General features: G+C 58.6%; 17 protein-coding genes. 15 read left to right on the forward strand and 2 right to left on the reverse strand.

The window, feature by feature from the left end; all coding sequences use genetic code 11:
• Nucleotides 1-182 precede the first annotated feature (182 nt).
• From lepA to acpS, 7 genes are all read left to right on the forward strand, one after another.
• Complete coding sequence (gene lepA, locus A3224_RS06425; RefSeq protein ID WP_067152699.1) at nt 183-1,988, forward strand: translation elongation factor 4; 1,806 nt, start codon at nt 183-185, stop codon at nt 1,986-1,988.
• Nucleotides 1,989-2,028: 40 nt separating this feature from the next.
• A complete protein-coding gene (gene lepB, locus A3224_RS06430; RefSeq protein ID WP_067152701.1) occupies nt 2,029-2,796 on the forward strand; it encodes a signal peptidase I in 768 nt (255 codons plus the stop codon).
• Between the two features lie 44 nt (nt 2,797-2,840).
• Entirely contained in the window at nt 2,841-3,284 is a 444-nt protein-coding gene (locus A3224_RS06435; protein WP_067152703.1) for a DUF4845 domain-containing protein, read from the forward strand.
• A complete protein-coding gene (gene rnc / locus A3224_RS06440; RefSeq protein WP_175487738.1) occupies nt 3,274-3,987 on the forward strand; it encodes a ribonuclease III in 714 nt (237 codons plus the stop codon). The genes A3224_RS06435 and rnc overlap by 11 nt, the downstream gene beginning before the upstream one ends.
• A gap of 94 nt (nt 3,988-4,081) precedes the next feature.
• Nucleotides 4,082-4,981 (forward strand): GTPase Era, encoded by a 900-nt coding sequence (gene era / locus A3224_RS06445; protein WP_231902478.1) that lies wholly within the window; start codon nt 4,082-4,084, stop codon nt 4,979-4,981.
• 20 nt (nt 4,982-5,001) lie between these two features.
• Nucleotides 5,002-5,760 carry a DNA repair protein RecO gene (recO, locus tag A3224_RS06450; protein WP_067152707.1) on the forward strand — a complete coding sequence of 253 codons (759 nt, stop codon included), beginning with the start codon at nt 5,002-5,004 and terminating at the stop codon, nt 5,758-5,760.
• On the forward strand, nt 5,757-6,143 hold the full coding sequence (gene acpS, locus A3224_RS06455; RefSeq protein ID WP_067152709.1) for a holo-ACP synthase: 387 nt from the start codon (nt 5,757-5,759) through the stop codon (nt 6,141-6,143). The genes recO and acpS overlap by 4 nt, the downstream gene beginning before the upstream one ends.
• Here acpS and A3224_RS06460 read toward each other — a convergent pair whose 3' ends face one another.
• Nucleotides 6,144-9,161: a response regulator gene (locus A3224_RS06460; RefSeq protein ID WP_231902479.1), complete on the reverse strand. Its 3,018-nt coding sequence runs from the start codon at nt 9,159-9,161 to the stop codon at nt 6,144-6,146.
• Nucleotides 9,162-9,406: 245 nt separating this feature from the next.
• Here A3224_RS06460 and cysM point away from each other — a divergent pair, with 245 nt between their 5' ends.
• From cysM to mazG, 3 genes are read left to right on the forward strand one after another with little or no spacing between them, the layout of a single operon-like run.
• Nucleotides 9,407-10,306 carry a cysteine synthase CysM gene (cysM, locus tag A3224_RS06465; RefSeq protein ID WP_067152711.1) on the forward strand — a complete coding sequence of 300 codons (900 nt, stop codon included), beginning with the start codon at nt 9,407-9,409 and terminating at the stop codon, nt 10,304-10,306.
• A gap of 3 nt (nt 10,307-10,309) precedes the next feature.
• Nucleotides 10,310-12,553, forward strand: a complete 2,244-nt coding sequence (gene relA / locus A3224_RS06470; protein ID WP_067152713.1) for a GTP diphosphokinase — start codon at nt 10,310-10,312, stop codon at nt 12,551-12,553.
• Nucleotides 12,554-12,580: 27 nt separating this feature from the next.
• The gene (gene mazG, locus A3224_RS06475; protein ID WP_067152717.1) at nt 12,581-13,405 is read left to right on the forward strand and encodes a nucleoside triphosphate pyrophosphohydrolase; all 825 of its coding nucleotides are present in this window, start codon (nt 12,581-12,583) and stop codon (nt 13,403-13,405) included.
• Between the two features lie 12 nt (nt 13,406-13,417).
• Here the strand turns inward: mazG and A3224_RS06480 are convergent, their stop codons facing one another.
• A complete protein-coding gene (locus tag A3224_RS06480) occupies nt 13,418-14,416 on the reverse strand; it encodes a 2-hydroxyacid dehydrogenase (RefSeq protein ID WP_067152719.1) in 999 nt (332 codons plus the stop codon).
• A gap of 204 nt (nt 14,417-14,620) precedes the next feature.
• On the opposite strand from A3224_RS06480, the gene adk reads away from it, so the two are divergent.
• The 5 genes from adk (at nt 14,621) to A3224_RS06505 (ending at nt 19,062) form a co-directional block, all read left to right on the forward strand.
• On the forward strand, nt 14,621-15,274 hold the full coding sequence (adk, locus tag A3224_RS06485) for an adenylate kinase (protein ID WP_067152722.1): 654 nt from the start codon (nt 14,621-14,623) through the stop codon (nt 15,272-15,274).
• Nucleotides 15,275-15,416: 142 nt separating this feature from the next.
• Nucleotides 15,417-16,424, forward strand: coding sequence for a ferrochelatase (gene hemH / locus A3224_RS06490; protein ID WP_067152724.1), 1,008 nt, complete (start codon nt 15,417-15,419; stop codon nt 16,422-16,424).
• Between the two features lie 522 nt (nt 16,425-16,946).
• Nucleotides 16,947-17,429 (forward strand): hypothetical protein, encoded by a 483-nt coding sequence (locus A3224_RS06495; RefSeq protein ID WP_231902480.1) that lies wholly within the window; start codon nt 16,947-16,949, stop codon nt 17,427-17,429.
• A gap of 120 nt (nt 17,430-17,549) precedes the next feature.
• Complete coding sequence (gene tsaB, locus A3224_RS06500; RefSeq protein ID WP_067157595.1) at nt 17,550-18,251, forward strand: tRNA (adenosine(37)-N6)-threonylcarbamoyltransferase complex dimerization subunit type 1 TsaB; 702 nt, start codon at nt 17,550-17,552, stop codon at nt 18,249-18,251.
• Between the two features lie 13 nt (nt 18,252-18,264).
• Entirely contained in the window at nt 18,265-19,062 is a 798-nt protein-coding gene (locus A3224_RS06505; protein ID WP_067152728.1) for an undecaprenyl-diphosphate phosphatase, read from the forward strand.
• The last annotated feature ends 49 nt before the right edge of the window (nt 19,063-19,111 follow it).

The following is a 19,111-nucleotide window of genomic DNA, read 5'->3' on the forward strand; positions in this document are numbered from 1 at the left end:
TCACAAGTTCCAAAAGTGGCGATATCGACTTCGGAAATGAGAACAATGCGGAGTTCCGGACATTCCGTGTCCCCGGTGTGGGGATGCCGATGGTCGCGGCTCGCGACTCCTGATAGACTTGCGCCACACAGCCGGCACATCCGCCGGCTAACGTTCTGATTTTTAAGGATTTCTACTCCGCAGTGGCCACAGATCTCTCCCATATCCGCAATTTTTCCATTATTGCCCATATCGACCACGGGAAATCCACCCTGGCGGACCGCTTTATCCAGGTATGCGGCGGCCTGTCCGATCGCGAAATGGCTGAGCAGGTGCTGGACAGCATGGACCTGGAGCGGGAACGCGGCATCACCATCAAAGCCCAGAGCGTGACCCTCAACTACACGGCGCGCGACGGCAAAACTTACCAGCTGAACTTTATCGACACCCCCGGGCACGTGGACTTTTCCTATGAAGTCTCCCGGTCCCTGGCCGCTTGCGAGGGCGCACTGCTGGTTGTCGACGCGGCTCAGGGCGTGGAAGCCCAGTCGGTCGCCAACTGCTATACCGCCATTGAGCAGGGACTGGAAGTGATTCCGGTACTGAACAAAATGGACCTGCCCCAGGCGGATCCGGATAGAGTGGCCGAGGAGATCGAGGACATCATCGGTATCGATGCCAGCGAGGCCACCCGCTGCAGTGCCAAGTCCGGTCTCGGGGTGGAGGACGTTCTCGAGGACTTGGTGCGCCTGGTACCGCCCCCTGAAGGCGACGCGGACGCGCCGCTGCAGGCACTGATTATCGACTCCTGGTTTGACAGTTATCTGGGCGTGGTATCCCTGGTGCGGGTAGTACAGGGCACTCTGAAAACCAAGGACAAAATTGCGACCAAGTCTATCGGCCGTGCCCACGTGGTGGACGAAGTGGGGATTTTTACCCCGAAGCGCAAGGTCACCAATGTACTGCGCGCCGGCGAGGTGGGCTTTGTAGTGGCCGGTATCAAGGATATCCACGGCGCACCTGTCGGCGATACCCTTACTCACGCCAAGGGCGCAGAGGAGGTTCCGGCACTGCCGGGCTTCCAGAAAGTGAAGCCGCAGGTGTATGCGGGGCTTTTCCCGGTCAGTTCCGATGATTACGAGGCGTTCCGCGATGCCCTGGACAAACTGTCGCTGAACGATGCCTCGCTCTTTTATGAACCGGAGACTTCCGATGCCCTCGGTTTCGGCTTCCGCTGTGGTTTCCTCGGTATGCTGCATATGGAGATTATCCAGGAGCGGCTCGAGCGGGAGTATGACCTGGATCTGATCACCACTGCACCCACCGTGGTTTACGAAGTGGCGTTGAACGATGGTTCCGTGGTGTATGTGGACAACCCTTCGCGCCTGCCGGATCCCGGTAGCATTGACGAAATGCGCGAGCCCATTGCCGAGGCCAATATCCTGGTGCCGCAGGAATATCTGGGTAATGTGATTACTCTGTGTGTGGAAAAGCGCGGCATCCAGAAGGATATGCACTATGTGGGCGGGCAGGTGTCGCTGCGCTATGAGTTGCCGATGAGCGAAGTTGTGATGGACTTCTTCGACCGTCTCAAGTCCGTCAGCCGCGGGTTTGCTTCCCTGGATTACAATTTTGCGCGATTTGAAGCGGCCAAACTGGTGCGCCTGGATATTCTGATCAACGGCGATCGGGTGGACGCACTGGCTCTGATCGTGCACCGCGACAACGCCCAGCAGAAAGGGCGCGCCATGGCGGAAAAAATGAAGGAGCTGATTCCGCGTCAGATGTTTGATGTCGCCATTCAGGCAGCCATCGGCGGTCAGGTGATCGCGCGGACCACAGTCAAGGCGCTGCGCAAGAACGTCACGGCCAAGTGTTACGGCGGTGACGTGACGCGTAAGAAAAAGCTGCTGGAAAAACAGAAAGAAGGCAAGCGCCGCATGAAGCAACTGGGGCGGGTTGAGGTCCCCCAGGAGGCTTTCCTGGCGGTATTGAAAGTGGACCAGTAATCGGCCGCGCTTTGTGCCGAGGGACAACAGAGAATAGCGAATGGATATTAACTTCCCCCTGATTCTGCTCTGGCTGGTGATCATCACCGGCGGCATTTGGCTGATCGACAGCCTATTTTTCGCACGCCGGCGCCGAAAAGAGGCCGGAGGGGAGCAGGCCGAGCCGGTAATGGTGGAATACGCCAAGTCCTTTTTTCCGGTGTTGGCAATTGTGTTCGTATTGCGCTCCTTTGTGATTGAGCCATTCCAGATCCCGTCCGCGTCCATGGTGCCAACACTGCAGGTTGGGGATTTCATCCTCGTGAACAAGTACGCTTACGGCCTGCGCCTGCCGGTGTCGCGCACCAAGGTATTGGATATCGGTGAACCCAAGCGCGGCGATGTGATGGTGTTCTTCCCCCCGCATATGAACGATACCTACTTTATCAAGCGGGTGATCGGGTTGCCGGGTGATAAGATCGAGCTGAAAAACAATATGCTCTACATCAATGGCGAATTGGCACCCCAGGAATTGATCCAGGCGCTGCCGCCAGCCAATCCGCAGGTGGAAGTGCTTTGGGAGGAGGTCGGCGGACACCGCCACCTGATGGCCAAAGAGATAGCGCCGAGCCGTTTCAGCAACTTCAGTGCGACTGTCCCCGAGGGACACTACTTTATGATGGGCGACAACCGCGACAACAGTCTCGACAGCCGCTCCTGGGGCTTTGTGCCGGAGCGGGATGTGGTCGGCAAGGCCTTCGCCATATGGATGCACTGGGACAAATTATTGAGTCTGCCCAGCTTTGACCGGGCGGGTAAGATTGAGTAATCACAAGAGAACCTACTACAGCAATAATAATCGAGGGAACAATCATGAGCGTGCGACTCCGTACTTCTCTTTTCCGTCAGCGCGGCATGAGTTACTGGGGCTGGTTGCTGGTTGTTGCGATGTTCGGTTTTATTTTGACCTGCGTCTCCAAAATGGCACCGGCCTATATCGATGCCCGCTACGTGGAGGAAGGGCTGAAAAAGCTCGCCGAAAACCCCAACTTGCGCGAACTTTCCCGGGCCGATATCAAAAAGGAACTGGATCGTTTCTTTCTGATTAACAATGTGCGCGGCGAGCCCACCAAGTCAGTCAAGGTCATCCGCGGCGCCGACAGTATGTTGGTGAGTATCGACTACGAATTGCGCCAGCCGTTGATCTATAACGTCGATGTAGTAATGAAGTTCGACAAGCAGCTCAATACCGCAAAACCGGAGCTTTGCTGCGAGCCTCTGGTAGACCTGGAGCAATTCCGCAAACGTGACAACTGATCTTCTGCTCGAGCGCCTTTGTCTGCGCCTTGGCCACCAGTTTGGGCGCCGGGACCTGTTGGAACTGGCGCTGACACATCGCTCCCACGGCAGCCGCAACAACGAGCGCCTGGAATTCCTTGGGGATTCCATCCTCGGATTCACCATCGGCGCCGCCCTGTACGACAAATTTCCCGAAGGGCGGGAAGGGCAGCTGAGCCGCCTGCGCGCCCGGCTGGTCAGTGGGGAGACGCTGGCCGAGCTGGCCAGGGAAATGGAACTGGGGGACTGCCTGCGCCTCGGAGAGGGTGAGATGAAAAGCGGTGGTCATCGCCGCGCATCTATTCTCGCCGATGCCGTGGAGGCGTTGATTGGCGCTATCTATCTGGATGCCGGCCTGGAAACTGCGCGCCAGCGGATACTGGCCTGGTACGCGCCGCGGATGGCGCAGCTGTCCCTGGAAATCGACAAGGACCCCAAAAGCCGCCTTCAGGAGTGGTTGCAGGCCCGAGGGCGACCGCTGCCGGAGTACCGGGTGGTGGATATCGTTGGCGCCGAGCACGCTCAGGAGTTTGTCATCGAATGCCAGGTCAGTGGTCTGGTAGACCCGGTGCGCGCGCGCGCGGGAAGCCGTCGGGCGGCGGAAAAGCGCGCGGCGAGTGAAGCCTACCACCGGCTGACTGATGCCCCGGGGACAGATTCCGTGAAGGGCCGTCCGGGGTGAATCGAGCAACCCAAATTCTCCCTGTCGGCACTTGTCGGGCTGCCGGGGTAACATGTGCCGGTGTAATCCGCGCTTTCCCACCAGAGGTATTTTCGTGAACCAACAACCCACCCGCTGCGGTTATATCGCCATCGTCGGCCGCCCCAATGTGGGAAAGTCCACTTTGCTCAACCACCTGCTGGGACAAAAGCTGGCGATCACTTCGCGCAAGCCGCAGACTACCCGTCACAATATGCTCGGTATTAAGACCGAGGGGGCGGATCAGATTGTGTTTGTGGATACGCCGGGGCTCCACAGTGGACAGGACAAGGCGATCAACCGTTATATGAACCGCGCCGCCACGAGTGCCGCTCGGGATGTGGACGCGGTGGTCTTTGTTGTGGAGCGCGCTCGCTGGACCGAGGGGGATCAGCTGGTTGCCGACAAGCTGAGCGGTATTAAGTGTCCGTTGATTATCGCGGTGAACAAGGTCGATCAGCTGGAGGATAAGAGCACGTTGCTGCCGCAACTGCAGGCGCTGGCGGAGCGTCATCCCGGAGCAGAAATCGTGCCCGTATCGGCGCTGCGGGGCGTCAATCTCGATGCGCTGGAAGAAGTGATACTGCGCCACCTGCCGCAGGGCCCGCACCTATTTCCCGAGGATCAGATCACCGATCGCAGCTCCCGTTTCCTTGCCGCTGAAATCGTGCGTGAAAAGATCATGCGCCAACTGGGTGCGGAAGTGCCCTATGAAGTCACCGTGGAAGTGGAAGAGTTTGTACGAGAAGACAAAATTCTGCATATCAGCGCCGCCATTTTGGTGGAGCGCTCTGGGCAGAAGCGCATCATTATCGGCAGCAAGGGTGAACGTATCAAACAGATAGGCACCCAGGCGCGGCAGGACATGGAGCGCCTGTTTGAAAGCAAGATCATGCTGAATTTGTGGGTAAAAGTGAAATCCGGTTGGTCCGATGACGAGCGGGCTTTGCGCAGTCTCGGTTACCGGGATGAATAAGGCGGACTGCGTCGCAGGGTATGAAATCGCAGCCGCTACAACCCGCCTACATTCTCCACTCGCGCCCCTACCGGGACTCCAGTCTGATTTTGGAGCTGCTGACACCGGATTACGGCCGTATTGCTTGCGTTGCGCGGGGCGCGCGGCGGGACAAACAGCGCCGCACACAGTCTCTGCAGCCGTTCGCGCCACTGCTGGTTGGCCTGCTCGGTCGCGGTGACCTCAAGACTTTGGGGAGCGTGGAAAACAGCGGCTGTGCCCTGTGGCTGAAAGGTCGGGCTGTCTACGCAGGTCTATATGCCAACGAGTTGCTCCTGCGCCTGTTGGCCGCGGGAGAGGCACAGTATGAGATATTCGCCAGCTACCAGGTGCTGTTGCAAGACCTGGCGGCTCTGCCCGGAGACAGCAGCGACCAGCTGGAGGCGCCGCTGCGGCGTTTTGAACTGCATGTGTTGCAAAACCTCGGCAGCTGTCCGCAACTAGGCTATTGCGCCCACAGTATGGCGCCTGTCAGCGCGGAGGCCTGTTACCGGTTGGAGAATGAAAGCGGCTTTGTCCCGGTTTACCGCGCGGGGCAGGCAGGTGCTTGTGAATTTTCCGGTGCCGAACTGCTGGCATTGGAGCGGGCGGTGCAGGACGGGAAATTTGCCCCGGAACTGCTGGTGACCGCCAAGCGCCTGACTCGCCTCCTGCTGGCACCGCTGCTGGGAGGCCGGCCGCTTGCCAGTCGAGAGCTTTTTAAACAGGTATATCGCAGCAACCACGATCTGGAATCATGATTGTCAGTATCGGCACCGACATTTGCAGCCTGTCCCGCATCGAATCGGCTTGGCGCCGGTTCGGCGACCGTTTTGTCGAGCGCGTACTGTCTGCGGGTGAGCGGCGGGCTTTTTACGAGCTGGCGGTTGCCAACCGCGCCGCCTATCTTTGCAAGCGCTTTGCCGCCAAGGAAGCGCTGGGCAAGGCACTGGGTACCGGAATTGGTGCCGGCATTTCCTGGCAGCATATGGAGGTTCGGCGCCGCCGCGGCGAGGCGCCGGAGGTGGTGCTCTCCGGCGAGGCGAAAGTGCGTGCCGATGCCATGGGGGTGGAGCGCATCCATCTCAGTTTGTCGGATGAAAAAGATTTCGCGCTGGCCTTTGCCGTTTTCGAAAGCCGGTGATCAGGGGGGATGTGTCCCTGTTGCGGCTTTTTCAGGGGCGGGAGAGGGGACTTCAATGGGAAGTTCTGCCTGCTCCCCGGCGCTGTCATCGAGTCCGAACAGCACGTCCAGATTTTGCTCCGAAGCCCATTCTCGCAGCGCGCGTATTTCCTGCACCACTGCTTCCACGCTGTCTTGATTGATCTCCGCAGTTTTCTGCTTCCACAACGGGCGCAGTTCCTCCTGTAGCCGTTTGGTGGCCTCTTGCAAGCGCGGCACACCGCAATAGCAGCAGCCGCCGTGGATTCGGTGTACCAGCTCGAACAGCCCTCGGTGGTCGCCGGCGGCATTCAGGCGGTTCAACTCCCGCTCATCGGCAACCAGTCCCTTGATCAGCATCTTCAGCATGTCCCGCGCCAGGTGGGCGCTGTTGTTGCTGAGCTGCAAGCTTTTGCCGATATCCACCAAGCGGTGGCTGGGGGGCTTTTGCTTTTGGGGGGCGGCCGGAGTCAGAATCTTCATCCAGCGCTTGATCATGTGAGATAGCTGCGTTTCGCTCACCGGTTTGCTCAGGTAGTCGTCCAGGCCGGCGGACAGCAGTCTCGCCTTTTCCTCTGCGCCCGCGTGCGCGGTCAGGGCGATAATTGGAATACGGGCGCTGTAATCCTGCGACTCTGATTCTCTCTCGCGAATGAGGCGCGTGGCTTCTAAGCCGTCCATGCCGGGCATCTGGATGTCCATGAAGATTAAGTCAAACGGTTCCCCTTGGTCTCGCGCCCGCTGCCACAGCTCGAGCGCTTCCCCGCCGCTGGCGGCAAGCGCCGCCTCCACGCCCTGAGTGCGCAGCAACTCGCTGACCAGCAGGCGGTTGGCCTGGTGGTCGTCCACAGCCAGAATTCTTGGCGCCGTGCGCCAGGGGGGGATGGAATGGATTCCGTTGGCGCGACTCTGATTTGGGCTCTGCTGTGGTGCCACCCGCTTGAGGGCGCGTAGCAGGTTGTCCCGCGTGACCGGTTTGCCCAGGAAAGTGAGCACTCGTGTGCGCAGCTGTTCGTAGCAGCGGCGCAGTTCCACCGGGGACCCCTGCACGATGACCCGGCACTGGTAGGTGTCCACCAACTGTTGGACGGTCTCCACGAACAGCTCGAAATCTCCTCTGTCGCTAGTGTCGCCGGGGTCGGCGATTGCGGTGTCTATGATCACTGCGTCGGGTAGGGCGTCGTGGCGCCACATCTGCTCTATGGCCGGTTGCAGGGTGTCCGTATCCGCCAGTTCGATAGCGGCGACCTCCCAGTATTTCAGCAGCTGGGCCACCTGGGTGCGTGTCATGCGGTTGGGGTCGGCAATCAGTATGCGGCATCCGGGGAAACGCTCGCGCACCAGCAGGGTACGGTTGCGTTCCAGCAGCAGCGGCAGATGTACCCAATAGGTACAGCCGCCGCCGGCGGCTTCGTCTATACCGATACTGCCGCGCATCCGTTCCACCAGACTGCGGGCGATGGCGAGGCCGAGACCACTGGAGCTGATTTGCCGGCCCTGTTCGCGGCCTTTGCCGCCCAGCAGTTGTTGCAGCTCGCGGCGGCGCTCTTCGTCAATGCGGTTGCCGAGGTCAGTGACGCTGATGCGGACCATCAGTTCAGAGTCTTTGTTGTTTTGCACACTCAGCCGCACGGGGATATTGCCGTGCTCGGAGCTGCGCACCGCATTGCCCACCAGGTTGGTCAGTATTTGCTTGATGCGCAGCGGATCGCCCACCAGGGTTTGTGGCAACTGGGTGTCGATCAAAGGCACCAGCTCCAGGTGATGTTCGTACGCGAAGGGCGCGAGAATCTGTAGCGTCTCTTCCAGCAGTTGGCCCAGGTCCAAGGGAATGTGGTCCAGCACCAGATTGCCGGACTCGATGCGTGAGAAGTCCAGGATATCGTTAATGGTGGTGAGCAGGTTTTCCGACGAGCGGAGAATGGTCTGCAGATAATCCTGTTGCAATTCGTCGATAGCGGTTTTCAGCAGCAGGTTGGTAAAACCGATAATACCGTTGAGCGGCGTGCGTATCTCGTGGCTGGTGTTGGCGAGGAAGTCGGATTTAATCTGGCTCGCCTCCAGCGCTTTTTTGTGTGCCAGCTCCAGCTCGATGTTTTGCTCTTCCATACTGTCCAGAGACTGGCGCAGGTCCTCCATCGATTGCAGCAGGCTGGCTTTGTACTCCTCCTGGTGGGCCGACAGCTTCTCCGCCATCTCGTTGATTTGTTGCGCCAGTACATTTAGTTCACGGGTGTCTGTTTCCTCCGCCCGCTTGTCGAACTGGCCGAGCCCTATGGCCTCGATGATTTTTCCCAGGCGGGCCAGGCTGTGGGCGAAGCGCTCGGACAGAAAGATCGACCATACGAATGCCGCTAAAGTGCAAACTATCAGACCCAGCAGGCCGATCAATACCACCTGGTAGGTGCCTACCAGGAAATAGGGGCGGTGCAATTCAATGGCGATCCAGCAGCTGGGTACTTCACCTCTGAGCGGTTGCAGTATCTGCAGACTCTCGTGCGTTTCGAAGATAAAGGCCTCGCGACCGTGTATGTCGCGCGCGGAGATTCGCTCCCTTGGCCGCGGACCTACGCCCGCCAGCAGGCGCAGGCCGGTATCCGGGTCCAGGGGCTTGCCCGCAGCCGCCTCGGAAGAATAAATCTGTACCGAACGTACCATGTCTTTTTCCAGCGTCAGCGCGAGCAGGCTGCGGTGCAGCCACTCCATACGTAGCTTCGCCGGTTGACCTCCGGATAGTTCGATCAACTCTGCCAGTTGCTCGGCGCTGGCGCGGCCGTGGCTCAGCAGTAGTTGGCGGCGGTCGTGCATCTGCTGCAGTGTGAACACCACGCCGAGTATCAGCGCCAGCGCCAATGCTGGCGCCACGGTGAAGCGAAATAGAATCGAGCGCAGGGAGCGCAGAGCGGGCGGCAAATCCTGTATCGGCTGGGGAAGCGTCGGGGCGGCCATGGTGTAAGGTGAGCAGTGGTGTTGTATTTTTGCGCGATTGTACGCCTCCATTCCAAATAATGCATTGGTGTTGCTTTTATGGACGCAATATTGGTCCAGTTGAGGAAAATAATTCCAATATGCTCCGGCATGGCGCCATAATCCGTGTTGCTGGTCCACTGTCTGCAAAGCCTTAGCCGGACCAGAAGACGATGCTGGCGGGCCATCGAACTGACGAATAAGTCTGGCGTCGAGGTTCGCAGCACTTCGCCAGGCGGGTAGAATGCCCAACTTTCTGATTTGGCTTTGGACCGACTATGGATTACCCCACGATTGCCGATTGCGTAGGCAATACGCCGCTGGTGCGGTTGCAACGCCTGCAGGGCGAAACCAGCAACACGATTCTGCTCAAGCTGGAGGGGAACAACCCAGCCGGCTCGGTCAAGGACCGGCCGGCCCTGTCGATGATCACCCGGGCCGAGGCCCGCGGCCAGATCGCGCCCGGTGACACCCTTATCGAGGCCACCAGTGGCAACACCGGCATAGCCCTTGCCATGGCCGCGGCCATTAAAGGCTATCGTATGATCCTGATCATGCCTGAGAGCGCCACCGAAGAGCGCAAGGCAGCGATGACCGCCTACGGTGCCGAGCTGATTCTGGTGAGCGCCGAGGCCGGCATGGAGGGGGCGAGGGACTTGGCATTGCAAATGCAAGCGGAAGGGCGCGGCCTGGTTTTGAACCAGTTTGCCAACGATGACAATCCGCAGGCACACTTTGAAGGCACGGGGCCAGAGATCTGGCGCCAGACCGGTGGACGCATCACGCATTTTGTTTCCTCCATGGGCACCACCGGCACCATTATGGGCTGTGGGCGCTATCTCAAGCGGCAGAACCCGGATATCCAGGTTGTCGGTCTGCAGCCGACCGAAGGTTCCAGTATCCCCGGTATCCGCCGCTGGCCCGAGGCCTACCTGCCGAAGATTTTCGTGCCCGAAGAGGTGGATCGGGTAATCGATATGGCCCAGTCCGAGGCCGAGGAGATGACGCGCCGCCTGGCACGGGAGGAGGGCATTTTTTGTGGTGTTTCCTCCGGCGGCGCCGTCGCCGGGGCCCTGCGCCTGTCGGCGGAGGTTGAAAATGCCATAATCGTTGCCATTGTTTGTGACCGCGGAGACAGATATCTGTCCTCGGGGCTGTTTGACCGGAAACCCAGCTAAGCAATGGTTCAAGTAAGAAAACACCACTCCCTGGGCGGTGACGGAGAGCTGGATCTGGAGGCTTGGCTGCGCCATATCCAGACGCTCGCCGGCCTGGAGGGCGGCGCGCTGGTAACACTGCGCCAGGCCGCGGATATGAGCGCTGAGGCAGAGAAGCGGGCTATCGCCGCGGAGAATATCTGGGCCGAGGGGGCCAGCAGCTACCGCACGGGCCTGGAAATGGCCGAGATACTCGCCGAGCTGCAGATCGATGCCGAGGCCCTGTGCGCGGCGGTACTCTACCGCGCGGTGCGGGAAAAGCGCCTGGAACTGAAGGTGGTCGAAGACACCTTTGGCAAAACGGTGGCCAAGCTGATCCGCGGAGTCCTGCGCATGGCCGCCATTCGCAGCCGCACCGCCGACACCGGCTCTGAAGGGCAGAGTGCTGCGGTGGGCGAGCACTCGGAAAATATCCGCCGCATGCTGGTAGCCCTGGTGGACGACGTGCGCGTGGCGCTGATTAAACTGGCCGAGCGCACCTGTGCCATCCGCGCGGCGAAAAATGCCGAGCCGGCCAAGCGCCGGCGGGTGGCCCGCGAAGTAGCCGATGTCTACGCGCCGCTGGCGCACCGGCTGGGAATCGGGCACATCAAGTGGGAGCTGGAAGATCTCTCTTTCCGCTACCTGGAGCCGGACGACTACAAGCAGATCGCCCGGCTGCTCGATGAAAAACGCCTGGACCGGCAGAAATATATCGACCAAGTTTTGGAGCTGCTGCGCGGAGAGCTGGAACGGTCGGGAATTCAGGGCGAGGTCTTTGGCCGCGCGAAGCATATCTACAGCATTTGGCGCAAAATGCGCCGCAAGAATATCGGTTTCTCCCAGGTCTATGATATTCGCGCCGTGCGCATACTAGTGCCCACAGTGCGCGATTGCTATGCAGTGCTCGGTATAGTGCACAACCTGTGGCGCAACATTCCCAACGAGTTCGACGATTACATCGCCTCTCCCAAGGAAAACGGCTACCGCTCGCTGCACACCGCGGTGATCGGCCCGGAACGCAAGGTGCTGGAGGTGCAAATACGCACTTTCGCCATGCACGAGGAGGCGGAATACGGTGTCTGCGCGCACTGGCGCTACAAGGGTACTGACCGCGATCCGCAGGGCCAGGACGGCTACGAGCAGAAGATTGCCTGGTTGCGGCAGGTACTCGACTGGCACGAGGAAGTGGGCGGCAATCCCCTGCAGGATGATTTGCGCAGCGATGCCGACACCCGCATTTATGTGTTTACCCCGGACGGCCACGTGGTGGACTTGCCGCGTGGGGCTACGCCGTTGGATTTTGCTTACAAGATCCATACGGAAATCGGCCACCGCTGCCGCGGCGCCAAGGTGGACGGGCGCATAGTGCCGCTCAACTGCGAACTGCAGACGGCCAACCAGGTGGAAATCCTTACTGGCAAGCGCGAGGCGCCGAGTCGCGACTGGCTTTCCCCGGGAATGGGGTATATCACCACTTCCCGCGCCCGCGCCAAAATCATCCACTGGTTCAAACAGCAGGCCCGCGACCAGAATATCGCCGATGGTCGCAGTATTCTCGACGGGGAATTCAAGCAATTGGCGCTGATTGATTTCGACTTCGAACAGCTCGCCAGAAAACTGAACATGCAATCGCTGGATGACCTCTACGCCGCTGTCGGGGCAGGGGATATCGGTGTGGGACAGGTGCTCAACGCGGCACAACGTATGGTGCAGGTTGACAAGGTGGAGCCCGTGCCGTCCCTCACTGCGCCGGTCGCGCGAGGTGAGGGCAAAGCGGATGTTTACATCAATGGGGTCGGAAACCTGTTAACCCATATCGCCCGCTGCTGTAATCCGGTGCCGGGCGATGACATTATGGGATACATCACGCTCGGCCGCGGTGTTTCCATTCACCGCAAGGACTGCCCCAACATGCTGCGTATGCAGGCGGAAGAATCCGAGCGGGTATTGCAAGTAGAGTGGGCCAAGAAACCCAAGGAAGTTTATTCGGTGGAGATAATGATCGAGGCCTACGACCGTCACGGCCTGCTGCGCGACATCACCACCATGCTCGACAACCAGCGTATTAATGTGACCGCAATGCAGACCCGCACCAACAAACAGAAGCATACGGTGGACATGGTGCTGACTGCGGAAATCCGTAATTTCGAGGAGTTGTCCCGCGTGCTGCACAGGATCAACCAGCTACCTAATGTGGCTTCGGCGCGGCGGCGGATACTGCACTGACTCCGGTGGCGAAACACGGATAAATTTATGCGGCGGGAAAAATACAGCATCGAAGATCTGCTCCATTTGATGGCTCGGCTGCGCAGCCCGGATGGCGGTTGCCCCTGGGACAGAAAACAGAGCTTTGCCACTATCGTCCCTTCTACCATCGAAGAGGCCTACGAGGTCGCCGAGGCGATAGAGGCGGAAGACTACGACCACCTGCACGAAGAGCTCGGCGACCTGCTGTTTCAGGTGATCTTTTATGCGCAGCTCGGCCGGGAGGCCGGTCACTTTGATTTTTCTGCAATCGTCGACACGCTGGTGCGCAAGCTATTGCGGCGCCACCCGCACGTCTTTCCAAGCGGCGAACTCTATGGAGACAACCGCGGCGGAGTAACAGACGAAGATGGAGTAAAAGCGAATTGGGAGGCCATCAAGGCCGCCGAGCGCGGTGCCAAGGGCGAAAGCGGTACGCTAGACGGCGTGGCCCTGGGGCTGCCGGCATTGACCCGTGCCGCCAAACTTCAAAAGCGTGCGGCCAACGTCGGCTTTGACTGGCATGATATCAGCGGTGTGCTGGACAAGATCGAAGAGGAAATTGCCGAATTGCGTGAAGCGGTGGAAAGCGGGGACTCTGAAAGTGCACGGGAGGAGCTGGGCGACCTGTTGTTTTCCTGTGTCAACGCCGCGCGCCATTTGAAGGTGGACCCGGAAACGGCGCTTCGCCAGTGCAACCGTAAATTCGAGACCCGCTTTAATGCGGTGGAGACAAGTCTGAAAAAACAGGGCCGCCGCGTGGCGGATGCCAGTCTGGAGGAATTGGATCAGCTTTGGCAGCGCGTCAAGCGGGCTGAAAATCAAAAGGCCTGATTCAAAACGGTATTATTTGGGCGCTACCAGCTGGTTTGCACAACTGCCCGTCTGCTCGAATTCAGTCACATTCGCCAGGGTCGTCCGGGCGATATTGGTGACTGCCTCCCGGGTGAAATAAGCCTGGTGGCCGGTGATCAATACATTGTTGAATGTCAGCAGGCGCGCGAAGACATCGTCGTTCAGTACGCTGTTTGAGTGGTCTTCGAAAAACAGATCTTCTTCCTCTTCATACACGTCCAGTCCCAGGTAGCCGATTTTCCCCCGCTTGAGCGCGCGGATAATCGCGGCGGTATCGATAATCGCACCGCGGGAGGTATTGATCAGGCAGACGCCGTCACGCATCTCGGCAATGGTGTCGTCGTTGATCAGATGCTTGGTCGAGGGCACCAGAGGGCAGTGTAGGGAAATGATGTCCGATTGGCGGCACAGTGTTTCCATAGATACATAGTGCATTCCGAGATCCCGGCAAGTGCGGCTTTCCACCGGATCAACCCCCAGAAGCCGACAACCGAAGCCGTGCATAATGTGCGCGAAGACGGTGCCAATTTTGCCTGTACCGACAATTCCCACTGTTTTGTCGTGCAGATCGAACCCCATCAGCCCTTCAAGGGAGAAGTTACCTTCGTGTACCCGCGCGTGGGCGCGCAACAGGCGGCGGACCAGACACAGAATCATTGCCACCGCGTGTTCCGCCACGGCATAGGGGGAATAGCCGGGCACATTGGCCACCACTATGCCCAACTCGTTGGCTGCGCGGATATCCACGTGATTGAAGCCGGCGGAGCGCAGCGCGAGCATTTTCACCCCCTGATTCCGCATCTTTTCGAGCAGCGGTCTCTGAACCGGGTCGTTGACAAAGACACAGATAGCTTCGGCACCGTCGCTTAAAATCAGAGTATCGCTGTCCAAATGGGTGTCGATATAGTGCAGTTCATGGTCGAATTGGCGGTTGAAGCTGTCGAAGTACTGCTTGTCATAACGCCGGGCATTGTAGATGGCGATTTTCATGGATGTCTGACCCCCGATTCAGGTTGCGATGGCTTGTTTCCCATAGCTTAGCTGGTAGTTTTACTACAGGATTTCGCCCCTGGCGGTTGCTTTATCTGCCTTGCCCTTCTTCGGGTCAGCGTGTAAGGTAGCGCTCTTTTGGCGCGGCGGGACTTGATGCGTGTGTCGACTCTGATCCGCCGACATTTCTGGGGAGACTTGACTATGCGAATCATTCTCTTGGGGGCGCCGGGGGCCGGCAAGGGGACTCAGGCTCAGTTTATTACAGAGAAGTTCGGCATTCCGCAGATCTCCACTGGCGACATGTTGCGTGCCGCGGTTAAAGCTGGCACGCCCCTAGGCTTGCAGGCCAAGGACATCATGGCTGCCGGCAAGCTGGTTTCGGACGATCTGATTATCGCCCTGGTCAAGGAGCGGATTGCCGAGCCGGACTGCGCCAACGGATTCCTGTTCGACGGCTTTCCCCGAACCATTCCCCAGGCGCAGGCGTTGCTGGACGCGGATGTCGGCATCGACCACGTGCTGGAAATCGCCGTGGACGATGAGGAAATCGTCAAGCGTCTGTCCGGCCGCCGTGTACACGAGAGTTCCGGGCGCGTATACCACCTTGTCTACAATCCGCCCAAGCAGGAAGGGTTGGATGATGTCACCGGTGAACCGCTGATCCAGCGCAGTGATGATGCCGAGGAAACCGTGCGCAAGCGCTTGGCTGTATACCACGAGCAGACGGAGCCGCTGGTAGGCTTCTATCGCGAGCTGGCGGAGCGCAGCCCTGAAAGTGCACCGAAATACAGCAAGGTGCTCGGGGTGGGTTCCATGGATGAAATCCGCGAAAAAGTCATCGCCGCTCTGGATTGATCCTGAACTGGCGAGATAACGAAAAAGGCTCCCTGATGGGGGCCTTTTTTGCATGGGGCGTTTCCAGCCAATTGGTGGCTATATTTCGCTTTTTGATGACAGGTACTATTTCCCTTTTCGAAATACTTATGGGGGGCAAGTTATGTCCACAGCTGTGATTTTGATGAATCTGGGAACGCCGCTGGAACCCACTGCGCCGGCAGTGCGGAAATTTCTGCGCGATTTTCTTTCGGACTCCCGCGTAGTGGAAATCCCCCGTCCCCTGTGGCTGCCGATTTTGCACGGCTTCATTTTGCCATTGCGCCCGCGGCGCATAGCGCCGGCCTATGCACAAATCTGGGATAGCAGCGTTGACGGCGAGCCTGTAGAAGGTTCTCCATTGCTTTATTACACCCGCCGCCAGGCGGAGCTGTTGCAGGCGCGGTTGGCGGAAGAGCGTCCGGATATCACTGTCAGCCACGCAGTTACTTATGGTGAACCGGGTCTGCAGACGGTAATTGAACGTTTGCGTAGAGAAGGTTTTGTCTCTTTTATTGTTTTTCCTCTCTACCCGCAGTATTCCGCAACCACGACTGGGCCCATTTACGATCAAGTGGCGCACATCTTTCGCCGCAACCGGGATATTCCCGATATTAGAGTCATTCGCGATTATTACCGCCACCCCCTCTATATCCGTGCCCTGGCCAACTCGGTGCGGGAGCATTGGGAAAAACGCGGCGCGGCGGAAAAGTTGCTGCTGTCATTCCACGGTATCCCCAAAGCCAATATTCGAAAGGGGGACCCCTATTACCAGCAGTGCCAAGAAACCGCGGAGCACCTGGCCGCAGAGTTGGGCTTGGAAGATGACCGCTGGCAGTTCAGTTTCCAGTCCCGCTTTGGCAAGGCGGAATGGCTGCAACCGTATACCGACAGGACACTGATGGAATGGGGGAAGAGTGGTGTTACCAGCGTCGACGTCATCTGCCCGGCATTTTCCGCCGACTGTTTGGAAACCCTGGAGGAAATTTCGGTGGAGAATCGCGCTAATTTTCTCCAGGCAGGCGGAAAGGCGTATCACTATATCCCCGCGTTAAACTTGCGCGGTGACCATATCGAGGCACTTGCGGCAATTGTTCAGGAGCAGCTGCCGAACAGTTGCAGCTCCGCGTGAAAGGCGCAGTGATTATTTCTCACCTCTTGCGGCGGTGCCTCTCCAAAGTGTGACAGCGGGTAAAAAGTGCAAATTTTTAATAAAAACTTCTCTTTTTTTGCATTTTTTCTTGCAAAGCGCTTTTTTTTTATTAACTTAGATACAGTTGCATCTCATCAGAGGTCCCTTAAGGGGTGCAGCGCACTCCGGAAACATCCAGAATTGTCTCCGGAACTGCTTTAATAAGCAGCGCAATGGCGATATCGCCAATACACTTTTGGATGTACTTCTTCTTATCTCAGAGAGGAGAGAGGGATGGCACGAGTAGCAAAAAGGAAGGTGCGGGCGAAACGCACAGTGAGCGTCAAAGCTGCGTCGGATATATCACCGCTAGTCGCGAAAGCACAGAAAGCAGTGGAAGCGGCCACCGCGGCACTGGATACGCAGTTGGACCGTGTTGCCAAAGCGCGGGCCAGGGTTCAGAAGAGCAATACCGCCACGGCCAAAAACGCCCTGAGTAACGCCAGTGCCAGAGCCAAAGAGTTGCGCGCCAAGGTCGCGTCGGCAAGGTTAGATCTGGCCAAGGCGAAAGCGATGGATACGGTGCGTCAGGTAGAGGAAACGGCCAAGCAGAAAATTGCAGAAATGGCCGAGAACCTCTCCACCAAGGCGGAACAGGACCTGGCGGCCGCGTTGCAAGCTTTTGAGACCCGCTGGATGAAGGCCAGGACTAAAGCCAACATCAAAAAGATAAAGGCCGCAGAGAAAAAAGTTGAAGCCAAGGTAAAAGCTGCTGCCAAAAAAGCTGCTGCCAAAGTCAAGGCGCTGGAGAAGAAGGCCGCAGCCAAAGCCAAGGCTGAAGCGAAAAAAACGGCGAAGAAAAGGCCGGGGCGTCCAAAGAAAGCGGCAGTCAAGAAGGCTGGTCCGGGTCGCCCGAAAAAGGCCGCGGTAAAGAAAACGGCTGCCCGGCGGGGCCGCCCACCGAAGAAAGTGGCGCGCAGAGGTCGTCCGCCCAAGCAACAATAGCCAATCGATCCTTTGAACCCCCGGCCTGGCCGGGGGTTTTCTTTTATGGCGCGCCGTACATGACTCGCCGCCGTGACCGTGACACAATGCGCTCCTTTGCGGCAATCGATAGAGTTTATTGTGAAAATCCTTGCCCTGGACACAACCTCCGGCGCTTGTTCCGTTGCCTTGCACTGCGACGGACACACCAGCGAACAGTTTGTACGGGCTGAGCGGGACCATACCCGCCGGATACTGCCCATGATCGATCAAGTACTCGGGGAAGCTGGGGTATCGCTCAGTCAGCTGGATGCCCTCGCGGTGGGCCGTGGCCCCGGCTCTTTCACCGGCTTGCGCATTGCCATCAGTTGTACCCAGGGGCTGGCTTTTGCAGCTGATAAGCCGGTGCTGCCGGTTTCCAGTCTGGCCGCTTTGGCGGCCGGTGTGCGCAGAGAGCAGCCACACTGGGACGCTGCGCCCATTGTCGCTGCGCTGGATGCGCGCATGCAGCAAGTCTACTGGGGTGTCTATACCGCCGATGCGCCCAATGCAAGCCTCTGGCCAGAGGCGGTACAGGATCCCCAGCAGATGGCACAGCGCTTGGCGCAATCCAGCCTGCCAACGCCAGTGTACGGGGCGGGCGCGGGCTGGCATTACCCGGAACTGGCGCAGGTGCCGGTAGCGGAAGTGCTGGTGGAGGCAGAAATCCATGCGCGGGATATTGCCGAACTGGCGCTGCCGCTGTGGCAAAGCGGTGCCGCCGTGGCGGCGGAGGATCTCGAGCCGCTGTACCTGCGCGATGAAGTCGCCTGGCAAAAACGGCAAAAAATCCGCTCGAAGTAACACTGGCGCGCCTATGGAACTCTTTCAGATAGTGGCTTTGGCTCTGATACAAGGGCTGACCGAATTCCTGCCCATCTCCAGCTCGGCTCACCTGATTCTACCCACGGAGGTACTGGGCTGGCCCGACCAGGGGCTGGCTTTCGATGTGGCGGTACACTTCGGCTCTCTGATTGCGGTGGTGGTGTATTTCCGTCGCGATGTCTGGGCACTGCTGCGCGATGGGCTCGGAGGGCTGGTGAACAACCGCTATACGGACGAGGGACGACTGGCCTGGTTGATTGTGCTGGCTACGATCCCCGCCGGTCTGGCCGGGCTTGCCTTCAAGGATTTTATTGAATCACATCTCCGCCACGCGAGCGTGATTGCCGCTACTACCATCGGATTTGGAATCTTACTGTGGTGGGCTGATGTGCGCGGTGCGCGTACTCAGGCGCTGGCGCAGCTGAATTGGAAAAGAGCCTTGTGGATCGGCATGGCCCAGGCCTTGGCTTTGATTCCCGGCACTTCCCGATCGGGCATTACCATAACCGCTGGCCTGATGCTGGGTATGAAGCGCGAAGCGGCCGCGCGTTTCTCTTTTCTGATGTCGATTCCGGTGATCGCCCTCAGTGCCCTGTTATTGACGTTCGACCTGCTGTCTCTGGAGCAGGTACCCTGGTCTGAATTGGTGCTGGGTACCGTGCTCTCATGTATTAGCGCTTATCTCTGTATCCATTTTTTCCTGCAGTTTATTAACCGTATCGGTATGGCCCCCTTCGCGATCTACCGTCTGTTGTTGGGCGCTGCGTTGATCTGGATGATTGTCGGATAAATTCCGCTACGCGAAATACGGCTCTTTTCTTGCTGGTGAGGCGAGAGCC

Origin of the sequence: Microbulbifer thermotolerans (assembly GCF_001617625.1) — a bacterium.
GTDB classification, from domain to species: domain Bacteria; phylum Pseudomonadota; class Gammaproteobacteria; order Pseudomonadales; family Cellvibrionaceae; genus Microbulbifer; species Microbulbifer thermotolerans.